Annotated in this window: 19 protein-coding genes; 13 read left to right on the top strand and 6 right to left on the bottom strand. The window is 64.1% G+C overall.

The annotated features are described in order from the left end of the window. Positions 1 to 101: 101 nt before the first annotated feature. From ACUN9Y_RS20865 to ACUN9Y_RS20850, 4 genes are all read left to right on the top strand, one after another. A complete protein-coding gene (locus ACUN9Y_RS20865) occupies positions 102 to 683 on the top strand; it encodes an anthranilate synthase component II (RefSeq protein ID WP_445462665.1) in 582 nt (193 codons plus the stop codon). 29 nt (positions 684 to 712) lie between these two features. Continuing rightward, positions 713 to 1732 carry an anthranilate phosphoribosyltransferase gene (trpD, locus tag ACUN9Y_RS20860; RefSeq protein ID WP_445462664.1) on the top strand — a complete coding sequence of 340 codons (1020 nt, stop codon included), beginning with the start codon at positions 713 to 715 and terminating at the stop codon, positions 1730 to 1732. 32 nt (positions 1733 to 1764) lie between these two features. Next, complete coding sequence (trpC, locus tag ACUN9Y_RS20855; protein WP_445462663.1) at positions 1765 to 2565, top strand: indole-3-glycerol phosphate synthase TrpC; 801 nt, start codon at positions 1765 to 1767, stop codon at positions 2563 to 2565. 172 nt (positions 2566 to 2737) lie between these two features. Beyond that, a complete protein-coding gene (locus ACUN9Y_RS20850) occupies positions 2738 to 3220 on the top strand; it encodes a hypothetical protein (protein WP_445462662.1) in 483 nt (160 codons plus the stop codon). A 28-nt stretch (positions 3221 to 3248) separates the two neighbouring features. Here the strand turns inward: ACUN9Y_RS20850 and ACUN9Y_RS20845 are convergent, their stop codons facing one another. Together ACUN9Y_RS20845 and ydiJ are read right to left on the bottom strand one after the other, a co-directional pair. Beyond that, positions 3249 to 5057 (bottom strand): cation:proton antiporter, encoded by a 1809-nt coding sequence (locus ACUN9Y_RS20845; RefSeq protein ID WP_445462661.1) that lies wholly within the window; start codon positions 5055 to 5057, stop codon positions 3249 to 3251. A 253-nt stretch (positions 5058 to 5310) separates the two neighbouring features. Next, on the bottom strand, positions 5311 to 8457 hold the full coding sequence (gene ydiJ / locus ACUN9Y_RS20840; protein ID WP_445462660.1) for a D-2-hydroxyglutarate dehydrogenase YdiJ: 3147 nt from the start codon (positions 8455 to 8457) through the stop codon (positions 5311 to 5313). A 222-nt stretch (positions 8458 to 8679) separates the two neighbouring features. Between ydiJ and serS the strand changes: the two genes are divergently transcribed. Continuing rightward, entirely contained in the window at positions 8680 to 9954 is a 1275-nt protein-coding gene (gene serS, locus ACUN9Y_RS20835; protein WP_445462659.1) for a serine--tRNA ligase, read from the top strand. A 194-nt stretch (positions 9955 to 10148) separates the two neighbouring features. On the opposite strand, the gene ACUN9Y_RS20830 is transcribed toward serS, so the two are convergent. Then, positions 10149 to 10991 (bottom strand): SIMPL domain-containing protein, encoded by an 843-nt coding sequence (locus tag ACUN9Y_RS20830; protein ID WP_445462658.1) that lies wholly within the window; start codon positions 10989 to 10991, stop codon positions 10149 to 10151. Positions 10992 to 11280: 289 nt separating this feature from the next. Between ACUN9Y_RS20830 and ACUN9Y_RS20825 the strand changes: the two genes are divergently transcribed. Beyond that, a complete protein-coding gene (locus tag ACUN9Y_RS20825) occupies positions 11281 to 12420 on the top strand; it encodes an AI-2E family transporter (protein ID WP_445462657.1) in 1140 nt (379 codons plus the stop codon). A 122-nt stretch (positions 12421 to 12542) separates the two neighbouring features. Here ACUN9Y_RS20825 and trxA read toward each other — a convergent pair whose 3' ends face one another. Further along, positions 12543 to 12866 (bottom strand): thioredoxin, encoded by a 324-nt coding sequence (gene trxA, locus ACUN9Y_RS20820; RefSeq protein ID WP_445462656.1) that lies wholly within the window; start codon positions 12864 to 12866, stop codon positions 12543 to 12545. 351 nt (positions 12867 to 13217) lie between these two features. Between trxA and cysB the strand changes: the two genes are divergently transcribed. Further along, entirely contained in the window at positions 13218 to 14186 is a 969-nt protein-coding gene (gene cysB, locus ACUN9Y_RS20815; protein WP_445462655.1) for an HTH-type transcriptional regulator CysB, read from the top strand. 199 nt (positions 14187 to 14385) lie between these two features. Here the strand turns inward: cysB and ACUN9Y_RS20810 are convergent, their stop codons facing one another. Both ACUN9Y_RS20810 and pabB read right to left on the bottom strand, forming a co-directional pair. Beyond that, positions 14386 to 15129 carry a phosphoadenylyl-sulfate reductase gene (locus tag ACUN9Y_RS20810; RefSeq protein WP_445462654.1) on the bottom strand — a complete coding sequence of 248 codons (744 nt, stop codon included), beginning with the start codon at positions 15127 to 15129 and terminating at the stop codon, positions 14386 to 14388. Between the two features lie 174 nt (positions 15130 to 15303). Then, positions 15304 to 16656 carry an aminodeoxychorismate synthase component I gene (pabB, locus tag ACUN9Y_RS20805; protein ID WP_445462653.1) on the bottom strand — a complete coding sequence of 451 codons (1353 nt, stop codon included), beginning with the start codon at positions 16654 to 16656 and terminating at the stop codon, positions 15304 to 15306. A gap of 215 nt (positions 16657 to 16871) precedes the next feature. Between pabB and ACUN9Y_RS20800 the strand changes: the two genes are divergently transcribed. From ACUN9Y_RS20800 to ACUN9Y_RS20775, 6 genes are all read left to right on the top strand, one after another. Continuing rightward, positions 16872 to 17612, top strand: coding sequence for a GntR family transcriptional regulator (locus tag ACUN9Y_RS20800; RefSeq protein ID WP_445462652.1), 741 nt, complete (start codon positions 16872 to 16874; stop codon positions 17610 to 17612). Positions 17613 to 17676: 64 nt separating this feature from the next. Continuing rightward, entirely contained in the window at positions 17677 to 18564 is an 888-nt protein-coding gene (gene prpB / locus ACUN9Y_RS20795) for a methylisocitrate lyase (protein ID WP_445462651.1), read from the top strand. A gap of 63 nt (positions 18565 to 18627) precedes the next feature. Then, positions 18628 to 19755, top strand: a complete 1128-nt coding sequence (gene prpC, locus ACUN9Y_RS20790) for a bifunctional 2-methylcitrate synthase/citrate synthase (protein ID WP_445462650.1) — start codon at positions 18628 to 18630, stop codon at positions 19753 to 19755. A 113-nt stretch (positions 19756 to 19868) separates the two neighbouring features. Then, positions 19869 to 22475: a Fe/S-dependent 2-methylisocitrate dehydratase AcnD gene (gene acnD, locus ACUN9Y_RS20785; protein WP_445462649.1), complete on the top strand. Its 2607-nt coding sequence runs from the start codon at positions 19869 to 19871 to the stop codon at positions 22473 to 22475. Continuing rightward, positions 22475 to 23698, top strand: a complete 1224-nt coding sequence (prpF, locus tag ACUN9Y_RS20780) for a 2-methylaconitate cis-trans isomerase PrpF (RefSeq protein ID WP_445462648.1) — start codon at positions 22475 to 22477, stop codon at positions 23696 to 23698. The genes acnD and prpF overlap by 1 nt, the downstream gene beginning before the upstream one ends. Positions 23699 to 23895: 197 nt before the next feature. Then, positions 23896 to 25377, top strand: coding sequence for a bifunctional 2-methylcitrate dehydratase/aconitate hydratase (locus ACUN9Y_RS20775; RefSeq protein ID WP_445462647.1), 1482 nt, complete (start codon positions 23896 to 23898; stop codon positions 25375 to 25377). Positions 25378 to 25997: the final 620 nt, after the last annotated feature.

Here is a 25997-nt window from a genome sequence, read left to right as displayed (position 1 = left end):
AGGGTAGTGGCAGCGTGATGCGGGCTCGGCGAGTACCAAGGTGAGTAACTAGGTGTCAGCGGGTATGACTCGACCAATAATTTCAGGAGCTTAGATCCGAAATGATCTTGATGCTGGATAACTACGACAGCTTTACCTACAACATCGTCCAGTACCTGGGCGAGTTGGGTGCCGAGGTCGTCACCCACCGCAACGATGCCATCACCATCGATGAGATCGAGGCGCTGGCGCCCACCCATCTGGTGGTGTCGCCGGGCCCCTGCACCCCGAACGAGGCGGGCATTTCACTCGAGGTCATTCGCCACTTCGCCGGTCAGCTGCCGATTCTTGGCGTGTGTCTCGGGCACCAGGCGATCGGCCAGGTCTACGGTGGTCAGGTGGTGCGCGCGCCTCAGGTCATGCATGGCAAGACCTCCGATATTCGCCACAGTGGCCTCGGCGTGTTCAAGGGCCTCGACGATCCGTTGCCGGTGACGCGCTATCACTCGCTGGTGGTGGACCGCGCGAGCCTGCCGGACTGCCTCGAGGTGACCGCCTGGACCGACGAAGATGACGTTACCCCTGGCCTGATCATGGGCATGCGTCACCGTGAACTCGACATCGAGGGCGTGCAGTTTCACCCCGAATCGATCCTCTCCCGCCAGGGCCATGAAATGCTCGCGACCTTCGTCCAGCGTCGCTGAACCTCCATCACACCGACCAGGAGACCCCCATGCAGATGCCAGCAGCGATCGGTGCGGTGATGCGCCGAGAAGACCTGACCTTTGACCAGGCCCACGCGGTCATGCGTACCATCATGACCGGCGAGGCCAGCGACGCCCAGATCGCCGCCTTCCTGATGGGCATGGCGATGAAGGGCGAAAGCGCGGCGGAAATCAGCGGCTGCGCCCAGGTCATGCGCGACCTGATGACACCGGTTCAGCTGCACGCCGAGAACGTGGTGGATATCGTCGGTACCGGCGGCGATGGCGCCAACCTGTTCAACGTCTCCACGGCCTCGAGCTTCGTCGCTGCCGCCGGTGGTGCCCACGTGGCCAAGCACGGCAACCGTGGCGTTTCGTCGTCGTCTGGCAGCGCCGACCTGTTTCAGGTGGCTGGCATCGGTCTCGATCTGAATGCCGAGCAGGTCGGGCGCTGCATCGACGAGGTCGGCGTCGGCTTCATGTTTGCCCCTAACCACCATCCGGCCATGCGCCACGCGATCGGGCCGCGACGTGAGATGGGCGTGCGCACGCTGTTCAATATTCTCGGGCCGCTGACCAACCCGGCGGGTGCGCCGAACCAGCTACTCGGCGTCTATTCGCCGGAGTTGCTGCCGTTGATGGCCGAAGTACTACGTCGTCTGGGTAGCCGCCACGTGCTGGTGGTTCATGCAGAAGATGGCCTCGACGAGATCTCGCCGGCATCGCCGACCCGCATCGCCGAGCTCAAGGACGGGGAGGTCACGACCTATACCATCACGCCGGAAGACCTGGGTATCGAGACGCAGTCGTTGGCGCCGCTTAAGGTCACGAGCGCCGAGGACAGCCTGCGTCTGGTCGAGAAGGCGTTGATCGGCGAAGGCCCGGGTGCCGATATCGTGGCGCTGAATGCCGGGGCGGCGCTGTATGCCGCCGATGTTGCCGACTCGCTCAAGGAGGGCGTGTTGATGGCCCAGGATGCCCAGGCCTCCAAGCTGCCGCTGGAAAAGATGAAGGAACTGGCCCATTTCACCCGAGTGTTCGCCCAGTGAGTGCGACCCGCGACAGCGACAGGAGCGTTTCCATGGCCGATGCCACGCCCACCATTCTGACCCGAATTCTTGCGCGCAAGGACGAGGAGGTTGCCGCACGGCGGACCAGGGTCAGCGAGCAGGACCTTCTGGCGCGCGCGGCCGAGCAGGCGGCGCCGCGTGGCTTCGTTAATGCACTGGCCAATTGCATGCGCGATGGAGACCCCGCGGTGATCGCCGAGGTCAAGAAGGCCTCGCCCTCGAAGGGACTGATTCGTGAGGACTTTCGTCCGGCCGAGATCGCCGCTCAGTACCAGTCCGGAGGCGCGGCTTGTCTCTCGGTGCTGACCGATGCCGACTTCTTCCAGGGTCATGAAGACTATCTGATCGCCGCCCGCGAGGCATGCAGCCTGCCGGTGATCCGCAAGGACTTCATCACCCACGGCTATCAGGTGGCGGAGGCTCGGGCTATCGGCGCCGACTGCATCCTGCTGATCGTTGCGGCCCTCGACGATGCCCGCATGAAGGACCTTCACCAGCAGGCCGAGGCTCTCGGCATGGACGTGCTGGTGGAAGTGCACGATGCGCGTGAGCTTGAGCGGGCCCTGGCGCTGAACCTGTCGCTGGTCGGTATCAATAACCGCGACCTGCACACCTTCGATACGCGGCTGGAAACGACCCTCGAGCTACTTCCGCGTATCCCCCCGGAGGTCACGGTGATCACCGAGTCGGGTATCCACACCCGTGATGACGTGTTGCGCATGCGTGAGCACGATGTGCACGGCTTTCTGGTCGGTGAAGCGTTCATGCGTCAGGAGGACCCCGGCGCGGGGCTGCGGCGACTGTTCTTCTAGGACGGCCTGCCTCAGCCATCTCCCTCACGCCGGTCTTTGACCGGCGTGAGGCGTTTTCGGGATCGGTAAAAGTGGTGTGCTGGGAACGAAACCAGGGGCAGGCCTGTGTCATGACGTCCCATACTCAGGACGACAGCCGAGATTTCGTACCGAAGAGGTCGAGGAGGACGTCATGGCGTCAATCAAGTCCCCGTATCTGGAAAACGGCGCACGCCTGGCGGATGTGATCGCGGCCATTCAGGTCATGGGCGCTTATCCCTGGGCCAGTCGCGAGGTGTCGAGCTGGGCAATCAAGCTCGGTGAGTCGGTGAGTGCTGACGGCTGGCACGAGGTCTTTCGCGAGCACCCGGAGTTCTTTCGCTTGAATGGTGAATGGGCGTCATTACGCTGGCGCCATGGCTATGACCGGAGCTTCGATGCCGAACGCGGTATCGAGCTGGCCCGTGATGCGCGCGAGGCGCTCAGCGAGCAGGCCCGGCAGGCGCTGACTCGGCGGCCGTTGAGCGCCGACCAGATCGAGACGCTGCTCAAGACGGCGGTAGAACTGCATACCCGGGCGATCGCCCAGGCTCAGGAGCGACGATGGCTATGGCCATCGCTCTTCGGTATCGCCGGCGTCTTGCTCGGCGCAGTGCTCCAGGCGGCACTGCGCTAGCCGTTGGCCGTTCTTCGGTGCGGGGGCTTCAGCTCATCACCAGCCGGATCACGCTATCGCCGCGGCGTGGCGTCAGTGGTGCATCGGCGGTGGTGATACGTGGGCGGCCGGAGGCACCAATGCAGACCAGCGGCTCGGCGGCCGGGACACTGCCTTTGCGTTCGGTACCCCTGGACCGGGGAGGCTCGGCGAGCGTATGGCGTTGAAAACTGGCCCCACGCTCGATGAGGCTCGACAGCTTGGCAAACGTCATCCCGCGGCCAAACAGATATGGCACATGATCGATGGCGCGAGCATGCTGGCGACGCGCCTGACGGCCCTCGTCCACGGCCAGGCGAAAGACCTGGCCCTGGCCGAGCAGGTGCTCGAAGTGCAGCGCCGAGAGGTCGTTCAACTCGCGGTAGGGCGATAGCGGCATCAGATAGCCGATGCCGGTGAGTTCCATGTGCTGAGCGGCATGTTCGGAGAGCGGGTCACCATAGTAGGCGGTCAGGCCCTGGCGTCGTGCTTCCTGCACCGCGTCCCAGCTGCTGTCGACCAGCAGCACGCCGAGTCCGGCATCGCGCAGACACTGGCCCATCTGGCGAGCGACCGGATTGGCACCGATGATCAGCACGCCGTTGGCCGAGGGGCGACGAACCCCGAGCCACTGGCCGACTGGCCGGGCGAGCAGGCTTTGCGCCACCACGGTGGTGATGATGACCAGAAAGGTGATCGGGACCAGCATATCGGCGCCCTCGACGCCGATCTCTTCAAGACGCAGAGCGAACAGCGACGCCACGGCAGCGGCGACGATGCCGCGGGGGGAGATGAAGGCCAGCAGGGCTTTTTCGCGCCATTCCAGGCGACTTCCCAGGGTGCACAACCACACCGCCAGCGGACGTACGATGATCAGCAAGAACCCCAGAAAGGCCCAGGCCGGCCAGCCCAGCATGGCCAGCTGATCAACGGTCAGGCGTGCCGCGAGCAGAATGAACAGGCCCGAGATCAACAGCACCGACAGGGTTTCCTTGAACTCGATGATGGGACGAGTCGGGACGCCGCGCATGTTGGCCAGCCAGGTGCCCATGACGGTGACGGTAAGCAGGCCGGATTCGTGGAACAGGGCATTGGAAGCGGTGAACAGCCCCAGCATGATCATCAGGGTGCCGAAGCTGTGCAGGCGCTGGGGCAGCAGGTGCCGGCGCAGCACCTGGCCCCAGGCATAGCCGCCGATGGCGCCGAAGCCGAAGCCGACCAGGAGCGTCTGGGCGAACTGGACGAGGGTATGCGCCAGGGCAGCAGAGCCCGAATCTGCGCCCGCCGCGCCGGATCCGAGGGCGACGAACTCGTACACGAGTACGGCGCCGATGGCACCCACCGGGTCGATCAGGATGCCTTCCCAGCGCAGGATCTGGGTCAGGTGCTCGCGGGCGCGCAGGGTCTGCAGCATGGGCAGAATGACGGTAGGCCCGGTCACCACGAGGAGGGCGCCGAGCAGGCATGCCATCTGCCACGAGAGGCCCAGCAACTGGTGGGCGGCGGCGGCGGCGAGCACCGCGGTAAGGAACGCTCCGGTGGTGACGAGTCGCCTGACCGTGCGTCCGTGTCCGCCTAATTCATGAAAGTTCAGCGTCAGGCTGCCCTCGAACAGAATCACTGCGACGGCAAGCGACACCAAGGGGAATAGGAGATCGCCGAACAAGGCGTCGGGGTCGAGTAGCCCGGTGATCGGGCCGGCGGCGATGCCCGCCACCAGCAAGATCAGGATGGCGGGCACCTTGAGCCTCCAGGCCAGCCACTGCGAGCCGAGGGCCAAGAGTCCGATGACGGCCAGTGTAAGTCCTGCGTGCTCCATGGGCGAACGGCTCCGGAAAATTCGAAAGCCGCGCAGCCTATCGTCGTGGCGGCGATCGTGCAATCCATTGACGCGATGACGTTTCGCCAAGCGGCGCGTCGCGTCGCGCACGAGTCGACGGTGAAGAAGGTGACGGGCGGAGGGGCGGAGGGGAGGCGGAGCGCGACAGCGGTAGACCAGCGGCCGTGGCAAAAACAGCCTGCATCTTGGCGCCGCGCGATGACGCCCTCACCGGGAGGGCGTCATCGCACGCTCAGCCGGCGCGACGCAGCGCGCCCAGCAGGCCCTGTAGGGGATGGGGAAGGTGGGTATCCGACAGCCGCTGGGCCTGGCTACGACAGGAATATCCGGTGGCAACGAGGCGTCCACTGGCGCCCTGTTCCTCGACGACCGGCTGCCAGGACTGCGCATAGATGGCCTTCGACGTCGCCAGATTGCGGGCTTCGTGCCCGTAGGTCCCGGACATGCCGCAGCAGCCGCTGGGCAGTGCCTTCAGGGTCAGGCCAAAATGCGCGAACACCTGTTGCCAGGCCTTGGGGCTTCCCGGGGCCTGGGTCTTCTCGGTGCAATGGCTCATCAGCGAGAAGGCCTTCTCGTGACTCAGGTCCAGGCCCGGCGGCACCAGGGTGTCGCCCAGTGACAATAGCCACTCCTGCAGCATCAATACCTCGGGCACGGCGTTTGATCCGAGGGCCGTGACGTATTCCTGACGGTAGGTCAGGGTCATGGCCGGATCGATACCGACCAGCGCTACACCGCTATCGGCCAGCGCCTTGAGACGGTTTGCCTGACGCTTGGCGGTGCGCTCGAAGGCACCGAGGAAGCCCTGAACGTGCAGCGGCTTGCCGTTGGGGGCGAAGGGCGCGACGAAGACTCGGATGTCCAGGCGTGACAACAACTCCACCACATCGGCGACGAGCCGTGCTTCGAAGTGGCTGGTGAAGGCATCCTGGACCAGGATCACGCTGCGTGCCTTCTGGCGCTCGGTGAGTCGCCCCAGCGAGACCGGCGTTGCCTCGGCAATGCCCCAGGCTGTGAGAAGCGGCTTCAGCCGTGCGCGTGACAGGCGAGGGCTATCCGCCATGCCGACGCCGCGAGTCATCAGGCGATCGACGAGTCGGTTACCCAGGGCGGCGTTATAGAGCGGTGCCAGGGGCGCCAGCCAGGGCAGCAGGAATTCGAGTCCACCGACGAGATAGTCGCGTAGCGGGCGCAGATAGCGACCGTGATAGACCTCGAGGAATTGAGAGCGGAAGGCCGGGACGTTGACCTTGACCGGACACTGGCCGGCGCAGGACTTGCACGCCAGGCAACCGGCCATGGCGTCGTAGACCTGGTGGGAGAAGTCGTCCTTGCCCTTGGCGCTGTTGCACGCGCGCCCGGGTAGGTGACGCAGAAACCCGAAGGTGCCTTCCTGCTTCTTGCGCCGAGATTCCTCGACAACATCGATGCCGGCCTCGCCCTGCAGGCGCAGCCATTCGCGCATCAGGCTGGCGCGCCCCTTCGGCGAGTGAATGCGGTCGCGGGTAGCCTTCCACGACGGGCACATGGCGTCATCGAGATCATAGTTGTAGCAGGCGCCGTTGCCGTTGCAGTACACCGCATCGGCGTGGGACTGCCACACGCGCTCGTCGATCTGACGATCGAAATCACCGCGCATCGGCACCCCATCGATGGCGAGCAGATTGGGGTCGTGGCGTGTCGCCGCCTGCGTGGCCGCGTTGTGCGAGCCGTCGGGTGCCTTGGACGGCACGGCGTCGGGTGCCATCGAAAGCGGCGATGCGATCTTGCCTGGATTGAGCTGGTTGTAAGGGTCAAAGGCGCCCTTCAAGCGCTGCAGGCTCGGATACAGGTCTCCGAAGAAGGTTGGCGAGTACTCCGAACGCACGCCCTTGCCGTGCTCGCCCCACAGCAGGCCATGGTACTTGTGGGTGAGCTTTGCTACCGCATCGGAAATCTCGCGGATCATGGCCTGTTGGGCCGGATCCTTCATGTCGAGTGCCGGGCGCACGTGAAGAACCCCCGCATCGACGTGGCCAAACATGCCGTAGCTCAAGCCCCGTGCATCGAGCAAGGCGCGGAATTCGGCGATGTAGTCGGCCAGGTGTTCTGGCGGTACGGCGGTGTCTTCGACGAAGGGCAGCGGGCGCTTCTCTCCCTGGACATTGCCGAGCAGGCCCACGGAGCGCTTGCGCATGGCATAGACCCGGCCGATTGCGTCGCGGCCTTCGGCCAGGGTGAAGCCAAGGCGCGCTACGCTGGCGTCGTGGTTCAGGTGGTCGCAGAAACGCTCGACCCGATGCCTGAGGCGCTCACGGTCATCGTCGTTGAACTCCACCAGGTTGATGCCGGCGATGGGGGGCTCGCCTGGGGCGCTGGCGGGGAAGAAATCGGCGACGCCTTCCCAGACGAAATCCTCCATGGCAAGGCCAAGCACCGTGTCGTCCACCGTCTCGATGGATGTCGGGCTGGCGCCGCCCGTCATCAGCGCCTTGGCATCGGCCAGGGCGTCCATGAAACTCGCATAGCGGACGTTGACCAGGGTCGAGTGGCGCGGAATCGGCAGCACGTTGAGCACCGCCTCGCAGGTCAGGGCCAAGGACCCTTCGGCACCGCACAACACGCTATTGAGGTTGAAGCGGCCGTCGTCTTCGCGCAGGTGAGCCAGGTCATAGCCGGTCAGGCAGCGGTTGAGCGGTGGAAAGGTCGCGGCGATGGCCTCGGCCTGGGTATCGATGATCTCGCGGGCCACCCGGTAGGCGCGGCCGGCCGCGCCATCTTCTGCGCAGCGAGCCTCCAGCTCGGCCTCGCTGACGGGACCGGTGACCAGACGCTCACCGCCGATCAGGACGCTGTCGAGTTCGAGCACATGGTTGCGCGTCTTGCCGTACTCGCAGCTGCCCTGGCCGCTGGCATCGGTAGCGATCATGCCGCCGAGCGTCGCCCGGTTCGAGGTGGACAGTTCCGGGGCGAAGAACAGGCCGTGAGGACGCAGGGCGGCGTTGAGCTGATCCTTGACCACGCCGGCCTGGACGCGCACCCGGCGCCGTTCCACGTCGATGTCGAGGATGCGGTTCATATGCCGCGAGACATCGACCACGATGCCGTCGGTCAGCGACTGGCCGTTGGTGCCGGTGCCCCCGCCGCGCGGGGTCAGCACGAGGGTGCGGTATTCCTCGCGGCCGGCGAGTCGTGCCAGGCGCTCGACGTCGTCCCGGTGGCGCGGAAAGACGGCCGCCTGGGGCAGCCGTTGATACAGTGAATTGTCGGTCGCCAGTACCGTGCGGCTGGCGTAGTCCGGGGCAATCTCGCCCTCGAAGCCCGAGCGCTTGAGCGCCTCGAGAAAGCGAACGTAGCGGCTGTCCAGGTGGGTCGCGTCGGCGGAAAGTCGTGCGATCATGGTCTCGGTCGATGCTGGCCCTTGATCCGGGAATCTCTGTTCCAGGCGGCGGGGCGTCAAAAGAAGGCCACCACTTTACCTTGTTCCAGGCGTATCGCGCATCTCGGCGGCGTGGCCAGGCCGTCCATACATGGCGCAGGAAGGCGGTTTTGCCTACAATGGGCGCCCAGACTTTTCATCATTTGTCTTCCGATTTCACGATAGGCGACGGACCCAGACTCCATGCTCGATCCGAAACTGCTGCGCAGCGACCTCGACCAGGTCGCCCAACGACTGGCCGCCCGCGGGTTTACCCTCGATACCGAGCGACTCGGGTCGCTCGAATCCCGCCGCCGCGAGCTGCAGGCCGAGACCGAACGGCTGCAAAACGAGCGGAATACGCGGTCCAAGGCCATCGGCAAGGCCAAGGCGAGCGGCGAGGACATTCAGCCGTTGCTCGACGAAGTCAGCGACCTGGGCGATCGCCTCGATGCGGCCAAGACTCGACTCGGTGACGTTCAGGGCGAATGGGACGATATCGTTGCCGGGATTCCGAACCTGCCCCACGACGACGTGCCCCAGGGCAACAGCGAAGACGATAACGTCGAGGTGGCGCGTTGGGGCGAGCCGCGTGAATATGCCTTCGCGGTCAAGGATCACGTCGATCTGGGGGCCAAGAACGGTGATCTCGACTTCGAGCTTGCGACCAAACTGACCGGCGCCCGGTTTGCGGTCATGCGTGGGCCGGTGGCTCGCCTGCACCGTGCTCTGACCCAGTTCATGCTCGACAAGCAGACTCAGGAGCATGGCTACGAAGAGTGCTACGTGCCGTACATGGTCAACCGGGAGTCACTCTACGGTACCGGCCAACTGCCGAAATTCGGCGAGGACCTGTTCAAGCTCGACGACGAACGTGGGTTCCACCTGATCCCCACCGCCGAGGTGCCGCTGACCAACCTGCTGCGTGACGAGATCGTCGAGGCCAAGGCGCTGCCGCTCAAGCTCACCGCCCACACCCCGTGTTTTCGCAGCGAAGCCGGCTCTCACGGGCGCGACACTCGCGGCATGATTCGCCAGCACCAGTTCGACAAGGTCGAGATGGTCCAGCTGGTCGATCCGGCCACGAGCTATGCGGCACTCGAGGAGATGCGCGGCCACGCCGAGGCGATCCTGCAGGCGCTCGCGCTGCCGTATCGCGTGGTGACCCTGTGCACCGGTGACATGGGCTTCTCGGCGGCCAAGACCTACGATCTTGAGGTGTGGCTGCCGAGCCAGGGCACCTATCGCGAGATCTCGTCGATCTCCAACTGCGAGGACTTCCAGGCGCGGCGTCTGCAGGCGCGCTTTCGTTCGCCGGAGCAGAAGAAGCCGCAGTTGCTGCACACCCTGAATGGCTCCGGTCTGGCGGTAGGGCGCTGCCTCATCGCGGTGATGGAGAACCATCAGAACGACGATGGCTCGATCACCGTGCCCGAGGTGCTGAGGCCCTATATGGGCGGTGTCGAACGGATCAATTGAGTCGGCGCGCTGGCGCCAAGTGTGACGCCACTGGGCGGAACGCTGTCGAGGGAAAAGCGCCAAGCGTGACGTGAGACAGTCGTTGCAGCTGACTGCGCCACGCCTTTATCTCCCTCACCACGGAACACCCCCACGAGTCGCCTCGTGGGGGTGTTCGTCTTGCGGCGGCCAGCGTCACGCTAACGCGGCCATCGTCAGGGCGCCAGGCTCCAGCGCACGTTGACGCCGGCGTCGATGGTGATGGCACCCGGGCGGTACTCGGCGCCGCCGCCGCTTTCCATGGCTGCATCGGCGCGCATGGCCATCATGCGTGGCTGGAACACCGGCGCATTGGTTTCGCTGATGCTGACCACTTCCCCCAGTTCCACGCCGAGGGTCTCGGCCATCAACTCGGCTTTCTGGCGGGCACGCTGAAGCGCCTGGGTCAGCGCCTGGTCGCTGGCGGCGTCTCGGTCGGCCAGGTCGTAGCTGACACCGTCGAGGGAATTGACCCCGGCATCGGTGAGGGCATCGAGAATGGTCGGCAGGCTATCCAGATCGCTGATCGACAGGGTGACCGGGCGCTCCAGGCGGGTGCGGACCATCACTGTCGGGGCTTCGTTGTCGGTGCCGGGGCGGTGGAGCATCTCCTGTTGGACGCTGAGGGAGCCGGCGCTGATGGCGTCGCGCTCGAGGCCGGCTTCTTCCAGGGTACGTACCAGTTCGGCGGCTCGCTGCTCTAGCCGTGTGCGTGCCTCGCCAAGGGCCTGGCCGTGATCACCGCTGTCCTCTTCCTGGGCGACGGCGGGCGTCTTTTCCCACAGGCGTGCGCTGAGTGTCGCTTCATCCGGGACAATATCGAGCTCGGACTGGGCTTGCACGTCGAGGTAGCGCTGGGCCTTGCGTTCGGGGCCGTTGGCGGGGTCTTGTGCCAGCGCCGGTGCGCTGAGCAGCATCGAACCGAGCAGCGCGGCGAGGCCAAGGGCGGGCAGGCCGCGAGCGTGGCGAGGTCGGCCGGGACGCGACGGATGGGGGAGGGGCGGAAGATGGTGCGGCATGAAAGCCTCCTTGCAGGATGCCCGGGCGGACATCACGGGACATGAAGTGAAGAGTTCTAGCATAGGACGAACGATGTCATGAAGGAGTTCCTGGGGGATTGGCCTTCCTTGTTGTTTGCACCATGAGGGCGACTGGTTTTCGCATCGGAGGACGGCAACCGGGGCGGCGCGTCGGGGCCCCCGTCCGTCGGCGGAACCGGCCTCGATTCAGGCGAATTACGGCGGCAGTTTTGTACCGTAACTGCTATGAGGCATGATAGATGTCCCAACTCTCAAGGAACCATGGCTCGTGGACGAGAATGTCGAGGATAAGGAAGAGCGCCGGCTCCCGTTGAATTTGACGTTGACCCTGGCAGCACTGGTGGTAATCATCGCCGGCATGCGCGCCGGTGGGGATCTGCTGGTTCCGTTGCTGCTTTCGGTGTTCATTGCCGTGGTGTGCACCGCACCGGTTCAGTGGTTGCACGAGCGAGGGGTGGGGCTGCGCCTGTCGGTGTGGCTGACGCTGGTGGTGATCGGGGGCGTGCTGTCGCTGCTGGGGCTATTGCTGGTCAACAGCGTTGGCACCTTCGCCGATGAGTTGCCGGGAATCGAGGACAAGCTATATCAGTATTACCTGACCGTGCTGGACGGGCTGGCGAGCATGGGTCTCGCTATCGACACTCGACGCCTCGCGGAGCTGATCGATACGCAGCAGTTGGGGGAGTGGCTGCCGACGCTGCTCGGACAGCTCGGCAACCTGATGATGCAAAGCATCGTCGTGGGGCTGCTGGTGATGTTCCTGCTGTTCGAGACGTTGAACTTTCGCGACAAGGTCTCGCGGGCCCTGGCCAATCCCGCGCCGAGTCTCAACCGTTTTACCGAGTTCAGTCACACGCTCAAGCGTTATCTGGCGGTGAAGACCGTGATCAGCCTGATTACCGGCGCGCTGGTGTGGCTTGCCTGCTTGATCGTTGGCGTCGACTTCCCGCTGCTGTGGGGCGTGTTGGCCTTCGCCTTGAACTACATTCCCAATATCGGTTCGGCGATCGCGGCGCTGCCACCGGTGCTGTTGATACTGGTGTCTCCGGATGGAGGAGGGCCAGCCCAGGCACTGTTGCTTAGTCTGGTGTATCTGATGATCAACTTTATCATGGGGAACCTGATCGAACCGCGGGTGATGGGCAGAGCGTTAGGCCTTTCGACCTTTGTGGCCTTCTTGTCACTGGTGGTGTGGGGCTGGATTCTCGGCGTGACGGGCATGCTGCTGTCGGTGGTCTTGACCATGACGCTGAAGATTGCCCTCGATAGTCACCCCCAGACGCGCTGGATGGCGCATCTGCTGGGGCCGGCCAAGGGCGGGCCCGTGGAAGAGGCCAATCAGCCGCTGGCCGAGCGGGTCAGGCGACATAAGACGGCGAAAAAGCCTCAGCGCCCCGGCGAGCCTTGAGCGCTTCGCGGGCACCAGGCATCGCTCTGCCGGGGGCTCGGCAGGTAGGATGGACCGCCCGAAAACGACGGCGCCCCGGCCAAAGGCCGGGGCGCCGTCGTATACAGGCTTACCCGAGGCGATCAGGCGTTCTGATCGATGAACTGGGTCAGCTGTGATTTGGACTGCGCGCCCACCAGCGACGCCACCTTGGCACCGGATTTGAACAGCATCACGGTCGGAACACCGCGAACGCCCTGTTCGGCCGCGATTTCGGGAGCATCATCGACGTTGATGCTGACCACTTTCAAGGCACCATCGCGCTCCTCGGCGACTTCGTCGACCACCGGGGCCATCACCTTGCACGGGCCGCACCACGGGGCCCAGAACTTGAGCAGGACGGGAGCGTCTGCCTTGAGAACTTCCTGCTCGAAGTTGGCGTTGGTGACATCGACGTTATTGGCCATGTGAATCTCCATTTGCGTTGCGCTTTATCGAGCGGAATTGGGGGCACGGCAACCATGCCCGGTGGCACGATGTTAGCGGTCGGCCGGGTGGCTGGCAAATATTGGGTCGATAGGTTCTTAGCATCCTTACGATAGGCTGCACCTGAATCGTTTATGCTATAAAGTAATCACCAAAGTTATTTTTATGGCGCTTTGGCATGTTGTGCCGACCAGACGCTCGCCGCAAGCTGCCGACGCACTGGCGCCTCGCACCGCCCAGGCGGAGCGTGGCGGCCAGGGTGGGGCAAGCTTCGGCGAGACCCGGCCAGCGATCGGTCCAAGGGCGCCTATCGTGAGCGTGAGAGAAGTGACATGAAATTACAGCAGCTGCGCTACATCTGGGAAGTGTCCCGGCACAACTTGAACGTTTCGGCGACCGCTCAGAGTCTGTTCACGTCGCAACCGGGTATCTCCAAGCAGATTCGCTTATTGGAAGACGAACTCGGCGTCGAGATCTTTGCGCGCAGCGGCAAGCACCTGACCCGTGTGACGCCGGCGGGGCAGTCGATCATCGAGCTTGCCGGTCAGGTATTGCGGCTCACGGCCAACATCAAGGATGTGGCGCAGGAGCACAGCGACGAGCGCCGCGGTGCGCTGTCGATTGCCACTACTCACACCCAGGCGCGTTACTGCCTGCCTCCGGTGATCCACTCCTTTACCCAGCGCTATCCCGATGTCGCGCTGCACATGCAGCAAGGCACGCCCAAGCAGATTGCACAGATGGTCAGTGATGGTCAGGCCGACTTCGCCATCGCCACCGAGTCGCTGGACCTGTTCAATGACCTGGTGTTGCTGCCGTGCTATCGCTGGAATCGCTGCGTGCTGGTACCCAAGGGCCACCCCCTGGCAGACGGGCCATTGACGCTGGACGCCCTCGCCGAGCACCCGCTGGTGACCTATGTGTTCGGTTTCACTGGCCGTTCCCAGTTGGATGACGCGTTCCGCGCTCGAGGGCTGTCGCCGAATGTCGTGCTGACCGCCGCGGATGCCGACGTGATCAAGACCTACGTTCGCCTCGGCATGGGCGTCGGCATCGTCGCCCACATGGCGGTGGACGACACCCTCGATGACGATCTCGTTGCCCTCGACGCGAGCCATCTGTTCGAAAGCTCCACGACCAAGATCGGCATTCGGCGCGGGACTTTCATGCGCGGGTACATGTACGACTTCCTCAAAGGCTTTGCCGGCCACCTCGAGCGGGACCTGGTCGACGAGGCCTTGGCCGCCGGTCCTCGACACGAGCACCAGTTGTTCGAGGGGATCGAGCTACCGGTGCGCTAGGGCACCGCGCCTGGCGTAATCGCGTCGCCGGTCGATGCGTAGCGTCGGTGTGGCGAGCCAGAAGGCGACAGGCGCGGTCCGTGTCGCCGTTCTACAGTCGATCAAACGCAGACGGCGTCCTTCGGGGCGCCGTCTGCGTTTGACTGGCGGGTCATGTACTGCCCGTCGGTGGGCCGTCAGGCGCCGCTTGAGCACACGCTCAGCCGGTGCTGGCGGTGCCGGGCAGGTTCACGGCATGCAGGCCACATTCCTTGCCGCCTTGATCCTCCCACCACCAGCGGCCTTCACGCTCGTGCTGGCCCGGCAGAATGGGGCGCGTGCAGGGGGCACAACCGATACTGACGAAGCCTTTTTCATGCAGGCTGTTGTAGGGCACGTCGAAGGAGCGAATGTAGTTCCAGACGTCTTCACTGGACCAGTGGGTCAAGGGGTTGATCTTGTAGAGCGGCTGGTCGTCGCTACCGAAGGCGGTGTCACGCTCGGCGATTTGCAGCTTGGAACGGGTGCCGGGACTCTGATCTCGTCGCTGACCGGTGACCCACACGGGCAGGCCCTTGAGGCGCTCGCGTAGGGGCGCGACCTTGCGAATGCCGCAGCATTCATGGTGACCGTCGCGGTAAAAACTGAACAGCCCCTTGTCGTTGACCAGCGCCTGAACCGCCTGTTGATCCGGAAAGCGGATGTCCAGGTCGATGGCGTAGTGCTCCCGCACCCGTTCCATAAAGGTGTAGGTCTCGGCATGGAGGCGTCCGGTATCCAGGCTGAAGACGTGAACATCTTGCTTGGGCGCGACTTTCAAGGCCAGGTCGATCAAGACCACGTCCTCGGCGCCGGAGAAGGAAATCGTCAGTTCGCCGAAGGCCTGGTAGGCGGCCTTGAGTATGTTCTTGGGGCTTGCCTGGTCGTGCTCCAGGACGAAAGCATTGGCATCGAAGGACGTCATGGCCGCCTCGCTAAGGGTTTGGCCGTTACCCTACCAAATACGCAAATGTCGCCCCCAATATCGTTTGGTTCCTATCTTATGATCCGATATAACCAGCGGCTCTTGTTGAAAAGGCTTCTTATTCTCTTTTGTTTGGCGCGGGGTGGGCGTGACCCGCGTCGAGCGCTAGCACGGCTAGCGGGGCGGGGTGTCCAGGGCCGCCATCAGGTGGCGAATCTTGTCCAGGGTCTCGGCGTATTCCGCATCGCCGTCGCTGTCGGCGACCAGCCCGCCGCCGCCCCAGATATGCAAGCGCCCGGCATCGGCCACCAGGGTGCGAATGGCGATGGAGGTATCCATGCGGCCACGCCTGTCGACATAGCCGAGACTACCGCAGTAGGCGCTGCGTCGGTCGGGTTCCAGCTCATCGATGATCTGCATCGCACGCACCTTGGGAGCGCCGGTGATCGAGCCTCCGGGAAAGGCGGCCTCGAGCAGCTTCAGCGGCGCCAGTGACGGAGCCAGATGGCCATGGACGATGCTGACCAGGTGATGGACGTTGGCGTAGCTTTCCAGGCCGCATAGCTGCGGCACCCTGACCGTGCCCGGCAGGCACACGCGGCCAAGGTCGTTACGCAGCAGATCCACGATCATGACGTTCTCGGCACGATCCTTGATGCTCTCGGACAACTCCCGGGCCAGGCGCTTGTCCTCCTCCGCCGTGGCGCCGCGGGGCCGGGTGCCCTTGATCGGGCGCGTCTCGACGATGCCGTCGAAACATTGGAGGAAACGCTCGGGAGACAGCGACAGGATGGCCTTGTCGTCCCACGCCATAAACGCCGAGAACGGCGTGGGTGTCGCCCGCCTCAGGTGCTGGTAGGCGTGCCACAGATCGCCCTCGAAGGTGGCGCTGAAGCGCTGGGCCAGGTTGATCTGGTAGCAGTCACCGGCGCGAATGTAGCGCTGGACGGCATCGAAACGGTCACGGTACGCCTCGGCCGACAGCTTGGCCTTGAAGTCGTCGGTGAGGCGGAAGTCGGCGGTCGGCGCAGGGGCAAGCTCGAGCCAGGCTTCGGCCTGCTGGCGGCGCTCGGGCGTTGCCACCAGCCAGCTCTCGCGTTGCTCGTGATCCTGAATCAGTGCCCAGTCGTAGAGGCCCAGGCGTGCCAACGGCAGATCGTTCACGGCCTGGGCGGTGCCGTTGATGGGCTCCAGGCGACGCCCCAGGTCGTAACTCCAGAAGCCGATCAAGCCACCGAGGAAGGGCAGCGAAGAGTCCATCTGTGGCAGCGGCAGGCGCTCCAGCAAGCGCTGTTGAACATCGAACAGGTTGCCCGACATCGCGCCATGGTGGCTCGCCAGGCGCGCCTGGCCATCGGCATCGACTTCCAGCGTATCGAGAGGGTCGCTGGTCAGGATGTCGTAGCGCCCGCCGGGCGCCACCGGGCCACCGCTGTCGAGGAGTACGGCACCCGGGCGAGCACGCAGCGACGCGAAGTGGTCGAGCGGATCCCGTCGGTAGGGAAAGGGATGGATGGCGAGAGTCATGGGGCGCCCTGGCAGAAACTGGCGGCCCATTCTAGGCCTGCGGGTGCGTTTTGTCCTTGCTCGGCGGGGGACGATCGTCAACGCCCCGGCGGATGGAGAAGGCGGACGGCAGCATTGTCTACAACCAATGGCTAACGGCTGCGAGAATGCGCGGTATTGACCGAGCCTTTCGGCTGTCTTACAGTCCTTTCATGCCATCATTGTCGACAATTAACATGACCACCAGCCAACAAGACATCTACGTCGCTCCCGAGGTCCGAACCCTGGCCGAGCGGGTGTTCCACCAGTTGCAAGACGCGATCGTGCGCGGTGAGCTGCCTGCCGGCAGCAAGATCACCGAGCCGGGGCTATCGAAGGCCTATGGCATCTCGCGAGGACCATTGCGCGAGGCGATGCGGCGACTCGAGGCTCATCGACTCATCGAACGCGTCCCCCATGTCGGGGCCCGTGTGGTGAAGCTGTCGATGAAGGAGCTGATGGAGCTGTTCGACGTTCGCGAGGCACTCGAGAGCATGGCGGCGCGGATTGCCGCCGAGAACATGACCGCGACGGAGATTGCGGGCCTGCGTGAGGTGCTGGCGGTGCACGAGCGTCAGTCAGACCTTGCCAGGGGCGAGGCGTACTACCAGCGCGAAGGCGATCTCGACTTCCACTATCGCATCGTCCAGGGCAGCCACAATCGCATGCTCACCGCCTTGCTGTGTGATGACCTTTATTACCTGGTGCGCATGTACCGTACTCAGTTCAGTGCCAGCGGCGCGCGGCCGCAGAAGGCCTTCGTCGAACACCATCGCATCGTAGATGCGATCGAGGCCGGCGATGCCGAGCTTGCCGAGCTTCTGATGCGCCGCCACGTCAGCGCATCGCGCGAGAACGTCGTGGCGCGCTACGCCGCCTCCCTCGAAGGACGCGACGCCCCCAGCGTCGTTACTCAGGATGCCAGCGACATCACCTGACCCCGATTGACCCCAGCGCCAACTCTAATTGCTTACTATCCCGGAACATGACCACGGAGGCCCCATGACCACTCAGACCCCAGGTGCGCGTTTTCGCGCCGCCCTCAAGGCCCAACAGCCGCTGCCCATTGTCGGCACGATCAATGCCTACACCGCCATGTTGGCCGAGCGGGTCGGTCATCAGGCCATCTATCTGTCCGGTGGCGGTGTCGCCAATGCGTCCTTTGGCCTGCCTGATCTGGGCATGACGACGATGAACGATGTGGTCGAGGATGCTCATCGCATCTGCGCCGCCACGGACCTGCCGCTGCTGGTGGACATCGATACCGGCTGGGGTGGGGCGTTCAACATCGCGCGCACGGTGAAGGAGATGCAGCGCGCCGGCGTGGCGGCGGTGCATCTGGAAGATCAGGTGGCGCAGAAGCGCTGTGGTCATCGACCCAACAAGGCCATCGTGTCGAAAGAAGAGATGGTCGATCGGGTCAAGGCCGCCGCCGATGCCCGCATCGATCCGGACTTCTACCTGATCGCGCGTACCGATGCCTTTCAGAAAGAGGGGCTGGACGCGGCCATCGAGCGTGCCAATGCCTGCATCGAGGCCGGCGCCGACGCCATCTTCGCCGAGGCGGTGCACACCCTCGACGACTACCGAGCCTTCAGCCAGCGGGTCAATGCGCCCATCCTGGCCAACATCACCGAGTTTGGCGCGACGCCGCTGTTCTCCCAGGATGAACTCAAGGGCGCCGGCTGCGCCATGGTGCTCTATCCGCTGTCGGCGTTCCGTGCCATGAATGCCGCGGCGCTCAAGGTCTACCAGAGCATTCACGACAACGGTCACCAGCGGGATGTGGTGGATACCATGCAGACCCGCGAGGAACTCTATGACTTCCTCAACTATCACGATTTCGAGCGCAAGCTCGACGCCTTGTTCGACGACAGTCAGGGCGCCTGAGAGCATCCGACGTCCTCGCTACGTTAGTGACACTAACCAGTCCTATCTCAAAGGAGACACGCCATGGCTGACAAACCGATTTCAGGGGCTGGCCTGCGCGGCCAGAGCGCCGGTTCCACCGCTCTTTGTACCGTGGGGGTCACCGGCTCCGGCTTGACCTACCGCGGCTACGACATCGAAGAGCTCGCCGAGAAGGCGCGCTTCGAGGAGGTCGCTTACCTGCTGCTCAAGGGCAAGCTGCCAAACCAGGCCGAGCTCGATGCTTACGTCACTAAGCTCAAGGGGCTGCGCGGGCTGCCCAAGGCGCTCAAGACGGTGCTCGAGCAGATTCCCCTCGACGCACATCCCATGGACGTGATGCGTACCGGCGCCTCGATGCTTGGCAATCTCGAGACCGAGGAAGACTTCGGCGAGGAGCAGGACGTATCGGACCGCCTGCTGGCGGCGCTGCCGTCGATCATCTGCTACTGGTATCGCTACAGCCACGACGGCGTGCGCATCGATACCGAGACCGATGACGACTCGGTGGGGGGCCACTTCCTGCACCTGTTGCGCGATGAGCCGGCTTCCGAGCTGCACGCCAGGGTGATGAACGTCTCGCTGATTCTCTACGCCGAGCACGAGTTCAATGCCTCGACCTTCACCGCCCGGGTGTGTGCCTCGACGCTATCCGACATGCACTCCTGTGTGACCGGCGCCATCGGCTCACTGCGCGGTCCGCTACACGGCGGCGCCAACGAGGCGGCGATGGCGATGATTCAGGACTGGCACTCGGCCGACGAAGCCGAGCGCGAGATCCTCGCGATGCTCGAGCGCAAGGACAAGATCATGGGGTTTGGCCACGCCATCTACCGTGAGTCGGATCCGCGCAATGCGATCATCAAGCAATGGTCCAAGAAGCTGTCCGATGACGTGGGGGATACGCGCCTGTATGCCGTGTCCGAGCGCGTTGAGGAGGTCATGTGGCGCGAGAAGAAACTGTTCTGCAACGCCGACTTCTTCCACGCCAGTGCCTACCATTTCATGGATATCCCGACCAAGCTGTTTACGCCGATCTTCGTCTGCTCGCGGGTGACCGGTTGGTGCGCCCACGTCTTCGAGCAGCGCGAGAATAATCGCATCATTCGTCCGAGCGCCGACTACACCGGCCCTGACCATAGCACCTGGGTGCCGATCGAAGAGCGCGCTTGAAGCGCGTGTATCGCCCCTGACCGCGGCGGCCCGCGAGAGGCCGCCGCCTTCTTTCCTATCATGGCCGCCGGGCCTCATCGGGGCGCTGGCGGCAGGACCCGTGATCGCCTGCCATGAACATCGACTATCGCAAGCCCCTGCCCGGCGCTGATCTTGACTACTTCGATACCCGGGAGGCGGTGGACGCCCTCGCCCCGGGTGCCTATGCCAGACTGCCCTACACGTCTCGGGTGCTGGCCGAGAACCTGGTGCGTCGCTGCCCGCCGGAGGACCTCACCGCGGCGCTTACGCAGATCATCGAGCGCAAGCGTGATCTCGATTTCCCCTGGTTTCCTGCCCGAGTGGTGTGTCACGACATCCTCGGCCAGACGGCGCTGGTCGACCTGGCCGGCCTGCGTGACGCCATCGCCGAGAAGGGGGGCGACCCCGCCAAGGTCAACCCGGTGGTACCGACCCAGTTGATCGTCGACCATTCCCTGGCCGTCGAACATCCAGGTTTCGAGGAAGGTGCCTTCGACAAGAACCGCGCCATCGAGGACCGTCGCAACGAGGACCGGTTTCACTTCATCAACTGGACCAAGACCGCCTTCGAGAACGTAGACGTGATTCCGCCGGGTAACGGCATCATGCACCAGATCAATCTCGAGCGGATGTCGCCGGTGATCCAGGCGCGCGCCGATGAAAACGGCAGGCGTGTCGCGTTTCCCGACACTCTCGTGGGCACCGATAGCCACACGCCTCACGTCGATGCCCTTGGCGTTATTGCGGTAGGGGTCGGTGGCCTGGAGGCCGAGAGCGTGATGCTCGGACGCGCTTCCTATATGCGCCTGCCGGACATCGTCGGCGTCGAGCTTGGTGGCAAGCCGCAACCGGGGATCACCGCCACCGATATCGTGCTGGCGCTGACCGAGTTTCTACGCGGTGAGCGTGTGGTATCGACCTATCTGGAGTTCTTCGGCGAGGGGGCTTCGCACCTGACCCTGGGGGACCGTGCAACGATCTCGAACATGACGCCGGAATACGGCGCCACCGCGGCGATGTTCTACATCGACGAGCAGACGCTTGCGTATCTGCGTCTCACCGGGCGTGAGCCGGAGCAGATCGCACTGGTCGAAACCTACGCCAAAGAGGCCGGGCTGTGGGCCGACAGCCTGGTGGACGCCGAATACGAACGGGTCCTGCGCTTCGATCTGTCCAGCGTCGAGCGTACCCTGGCCGGACCGTCGAGCCCCCATAACCGCGTCGCCACCCGGGAACTCGCCAGCCGCGGTATTGCCGGCGCCTACGAGCAGGAAGAGGGCTTGATGCCGGACGGTGCGGTGATCATCGCCGCCATTACCAGCTGCACCAACACCTCGAATCCACGCAACGTCATCGCCGCGGGGCTTTTGGCCAAGCGTGCCAACGAGCTCGGTCTGACTCGCAAACCCTGGGTCAAGACATCGCTGGCACCGGGCTCCAAGGCGGTGCAGCTGTACCTGGAAGAGGCCAATCTGCTGCCGGAGCTCGAGCAGCTTGGCTTCGGTATCGTCGGCTTCGCCTGCACCACCTGCAACGGCATGAGCGGTGCGCTGGATCCGAAGATCCAGCAGGAAGTCGTGGAGCGCGATCTTTACTCGACGGCGGTGCTGTCGGGCAACCGCAATTTCGACGGTCGTATCCACCCTTACGCCAAGCAGGCCTTCCTCGCCTCGCCGCCGCTGGTGGTGGCTTACGCCATCGCCGGCAGCATTCGTTTCGATATCGAAAAGGATGCCCTCGGTCACGACGCCGAGGGCCAGCCGATCACACTCAAGGACCTGTGGCCGGCGGACGACGAGATCGACGCGATCATCGAGGCTAGCGTGAAGCCGGATCATTTCCGCCAGGTCTACATCCCGATGTTCGAGGTCAAGGATGAGCAGGCGAGCCACACCGAGCCGCTCTACGACTGGCGCCCGATGAGTACCTATATTCGACGTCCGCCCTACTGGGAGGGAGCACTCGCCGCCGAGCGCAGCCTTTCCGGCATGCGCGCCCTCGCCGTGCTGGGTGACAACATCACCACCGATCACCTGTCGCCGTCCAACGCTATCCTTGCCAGCAGCGCGGCCGGCGAATACCTGGCCAAGATGGGCCTGCCAGAAGAGGACTTCAATTCCTACGCCACCCATCGCGGCGACCACCTGACCGCGCAGCGTGCGACCTTTGCCAACCCCAAGTTGATCAATGAAATGGCCGTCGTCGATGGCACCGTGACCCAAGGATCGCTGGCGCGACTCGAGCCCGAGGGCACGGTCATGCGCATGTGGGAGGCCATCGAGGCGTACATGGAGCGCAAGCAGCCGCTGATCGTGATTGCCGGCGCCGACTATGGCCAGGGGTCGTCCCGGGACTGGGCGGCCAAGGGCGTCAGGCTCGCCGGTGTCGAGGCCATCGTGGCGGAAGGCTTCGAGCGCATTCACCGCACCAACCTGATCGGCATGGGCGTGCTGCCGCTGCAGTTTGAAGAGGGCACCACGCGCCAGACCCTGGCCATCGACGGCAGCGAGACCTTCGATGTCGAAGGCGATATTCAACCCGGCAAGATGTTGACGCTGACGATAGTGCGTCGCGACGGCGAGCGCGTCAGTGTGCCGGTGCTGTGTCGTCTTGACACCTTCGAGGAGCTCTCGATCTATTCGGCGGGCGGTGTGCTGCAGCGCTTCGCCCAGGACTTTCTCGAATCGGAGGTGGCGTGATGGCGACGACGGTGTATCCACCCCAACTCCGGATCCCCGCCACTTATATGCGTGGCGGCACCAGCAAGGGCGTGTTCTTTCGCCTGGAGGACCTTCCCGAAGCGGCGCAGGCCCCAGGCCCCGAGCGTGACGCGCTGCTCATGCGCATCGTCGGCAGCCCCGATCCCTATGCCAAGCACACCGATGGCATGGGCGGCGCCACCTCCAGCACCAGCAAGGTGGTCATCGTGTGCAAGAGCGACAGGCCCGGCCACGACGTCGACTATCTGTTTGGCCAGGTCGCCATCGACAAGGCCTTCGTCGATTGGAGCGGCAACTGCGGCAACCTGTCCTCGGCGGTGGGCCCCTTCGCCATCGAGAGCGGCCTGATCGATCCCGAGCGACTGGGGCAGGGCAGTGAGGTCGAAGTGCGCATCTGGCAGGCCAACATCGCCAAGACCATCGTTTCCCGAGTGCCGATCAATGACGGTCGGGTTCAGGAAACGGGCGATTTCGAGCTCGATGGCGTGACCTTTCCGGCCGCCGAAGTGCAGCTTGCCTTTGTCGATCCGGCCGATGGTGAGGGCAGCATGTTCCCGACAGGGTCCGTGGTCGATGAACTTGAGGTGCCTCCCGGTGTGGTCCCCGAGGGACGTATCCGAGCCACCCTGATCAACGCCGGCATTCCGACGATCTTCGTCGATGCCGGTGACCTGGGCTACAGCGGCGCCGAGCTGCAGGATGACATCAACGCCGATCCTGAGGCGCTCGCTCGGCTCGAGCTATTGCGCGCGCATGGTGCGCTGCGCATGGGGTTGATATCGCGTCTGGAGGACGCCGAAGCTCGCCAGCACACGCCCAAGATCGCGTTCGTTGCGCCGCCCAGGGACTACCAGGCGTCCAGTGGCAAGGCGATCTCGGCGAGCGATATCGACCTGCTGGTCCGCGCCATGTCCATGGGCAAGTTGCATCACGCCATGATGGGGACCGCGGCGGTGGCTATCGGCGTCGCCGCGGCAGTGCCGGGCACCCTGGTCAACCTGGCCGCGGGCGGGGGGGCGGCCGAAGGTGAGACCACGCCGCGCACCTCGGTGGTGTTCGGTCATCCGTCCGGCTCCCTGCGGGTGGGTGCTGCGGCGACGCAAGTGGACGGTGAATGGGTGGCGACCGAGGCCACCATGAGCCGCAGCGCCAGAATCCTGATGGAGGGGCGAGTCAGGGTGCCGGCGCCGACCCCGGCGTGAGGTCGCCGCGAACACGGCCATCATGACCGAGTCAGCGGCGCTGCGATCCCTGGTCGAGGCGCCGATCTGAATGGCGACCGAGATAGGTGTCAAGAGTTGGCGCCAGAGCAAGCCGAGCACGATACTGAAGTTGAAGCCATGACAGGACGCCGCCGCAAGGCGGCGTCGTCGCAATTCCATGTGCGAAGGAGGGCAGCATGAGCACCGTCGAAGCCAATGTGCGACCGGATTACGACAGCGAACTGCAGCAGATCGCCGACTACATGCTCACGACGCCGATTGACAGTGCCGAGGCGCGGGACACCGCGCGCTATTGTCTGATGGACACGCTCGGCTGCGGACTGCTGGCGCTACGATTTCCCGAGTGCACCAAGCATCTGGGGCCGATGGTTCCCGGCACGATGGTGCCGCATGGGGCCAGGGTGCCGGGGACGGCCTTTTGTCTGGACCCGGTCAAGGCGGCATTCGATATCGGCACCATCGTGCGCTGGCTCGATTACAACGACACCTGGCTCGCCGCCGAGTGGGGCCACCCGTCGGATAACCTGGGCGGCATTCTGGCCGTGGCCGATCATCTTTCCCAGCAGCGCGTCGCCGAAAACGACACGCCCCTGACCATGGGCGATGTGCTGGATGCCATGATCCGCGCCCACGAGATCCAGGGCGTGCTGGCATTGGATAACTCCTTTAACCGCGTCGGCCTGGATCACGTGGTACTGGTCAAGGTGGCGACCACCGCCGCGGTGGCGAAGCTTATGGGGGCGAGCCGCGAGCAGATGCTCTCGGCGCTTTCCCATGCCTGGGTCGACGGGCAGAGTCTGCGCACGTATCGCCACGCGCCGAATGCGGGGTCACGCAAGAGTTGGGCGGCGGGTGATGCCACCTCCCGGGGAGTGCGCCTGGTGGATATCGCCATGCGTGGCGAAATGGGGGTCCCCGGCGCGCTGTCGGCGCCGCAGTGGGGGTTTTATGATGTTGCCTTCAGTCATACCAACAAGGACCTGGCGACTAAGCCCGACGACCAGCGCCGATTCCGCTTCCAGCGCGAATACGGCAGTTACGTGATGGAGAACATCCTGTTCAAGCTGTCGTTCCCGGCCGAGTTCCATGCCCAGACGGCTTGCGAGGCAGCCGTCACTCTTCATCCCGAGGTCAAGGATCGGCTGGCCGAGGTGGAGCGCATCGAGCTGACCACCCACGAGTCGGCCATCCGCATCATTTCCAAGCAAGGAGCGCTTGCCAATCCAGCCGATCGTGATCACTGCCTGCAGTACATGACCGCGGTGCCGTTGATGCTTGGTCATCTCGATGCCGAGCACTACGAAGATGCCTTTCACGAGGCGCACCCGATGATCGATGAGCTACGCCAGAAGATGGTAGTCATCGAGGATGCGGACTACAGCCGCGACTACCTGGACCCCGACAAGCGCTCCATTGCCAATGCTATTCAGGTGTTCTTCAGCGATGGCAGCGCCAGCGACAAGGTCGCGGTCGAATACCCCATAGGCCATCGCCGGCGTCGAGAGCAGGGTATCCCGGTGCTGGTCGAGAAATTCAAGCGCCACCTTGGCACCCGTTTTCCTCGTGGTCGCTGTGACGAGATCATGGCGCTGTGCCAAGACCAGGAAGGCCTCGAAGCACTACCCGTCCATCGCTTTGTGGAACGCTTCGTCATCTGACGAAAGAGTGTCGGAGCGTTGCCTTGGCCCGCATGGCATGGGCGCTGCGGTCCAGGCGCGAAGGGGCGGTGCTGTGGGCTGTGTGGTGGGCAGGGCTGAGGGCAGGCAGAGGTCTGGGCTGTGGACAGAGCGTTGCGAGGGCAGCGAGGTCTTAGCCAATAGTCGAACTTTTTTTGCAAAAATGCTTGCGAGGGCGCCGCTGAAGCCGTAAAGTACGCATCCGCTGCCGGCAACGAGCAAACGTTGCCTGCGGTGATTGGTGGTTCAGGTGGTTGATTTCAAATGACTTTTTAAGTCGCTTCGAAAAATCACCGCTTGACTTCGCAGGCTGCTTCGGTAGAATGCGCACCACTGAAACGGAGGGTCGCCATACGCTGCCAAGCATCGCATGACGAACCAGCTTCTTCCCCATGCAGCACGGGGTTGACGAAACGCTCCGCTTCTGTAGAATACGCCTTCCTCGCAGGGCGCTGGGTCAGCCGGAACGGCTCTCGCAGCAAGCGAGACGCGCATCATCGATTGTGGTGCGCCGCTCTTTAACAATTGATCAGGTAATTCATGTGGGCGCTTGCCGATGAGTCAGTGACGAAGTCACTGAAATATCAAGGCAAGCGACTCGT

The sequence above is a fragment of the Halomonas sp. V046 genome (assembly GCF_052645355.1).
Note: the sequence above shows the minus strand (reverse complement) of the source record. Positions and strands in the feature narration are given on the sequence as shown.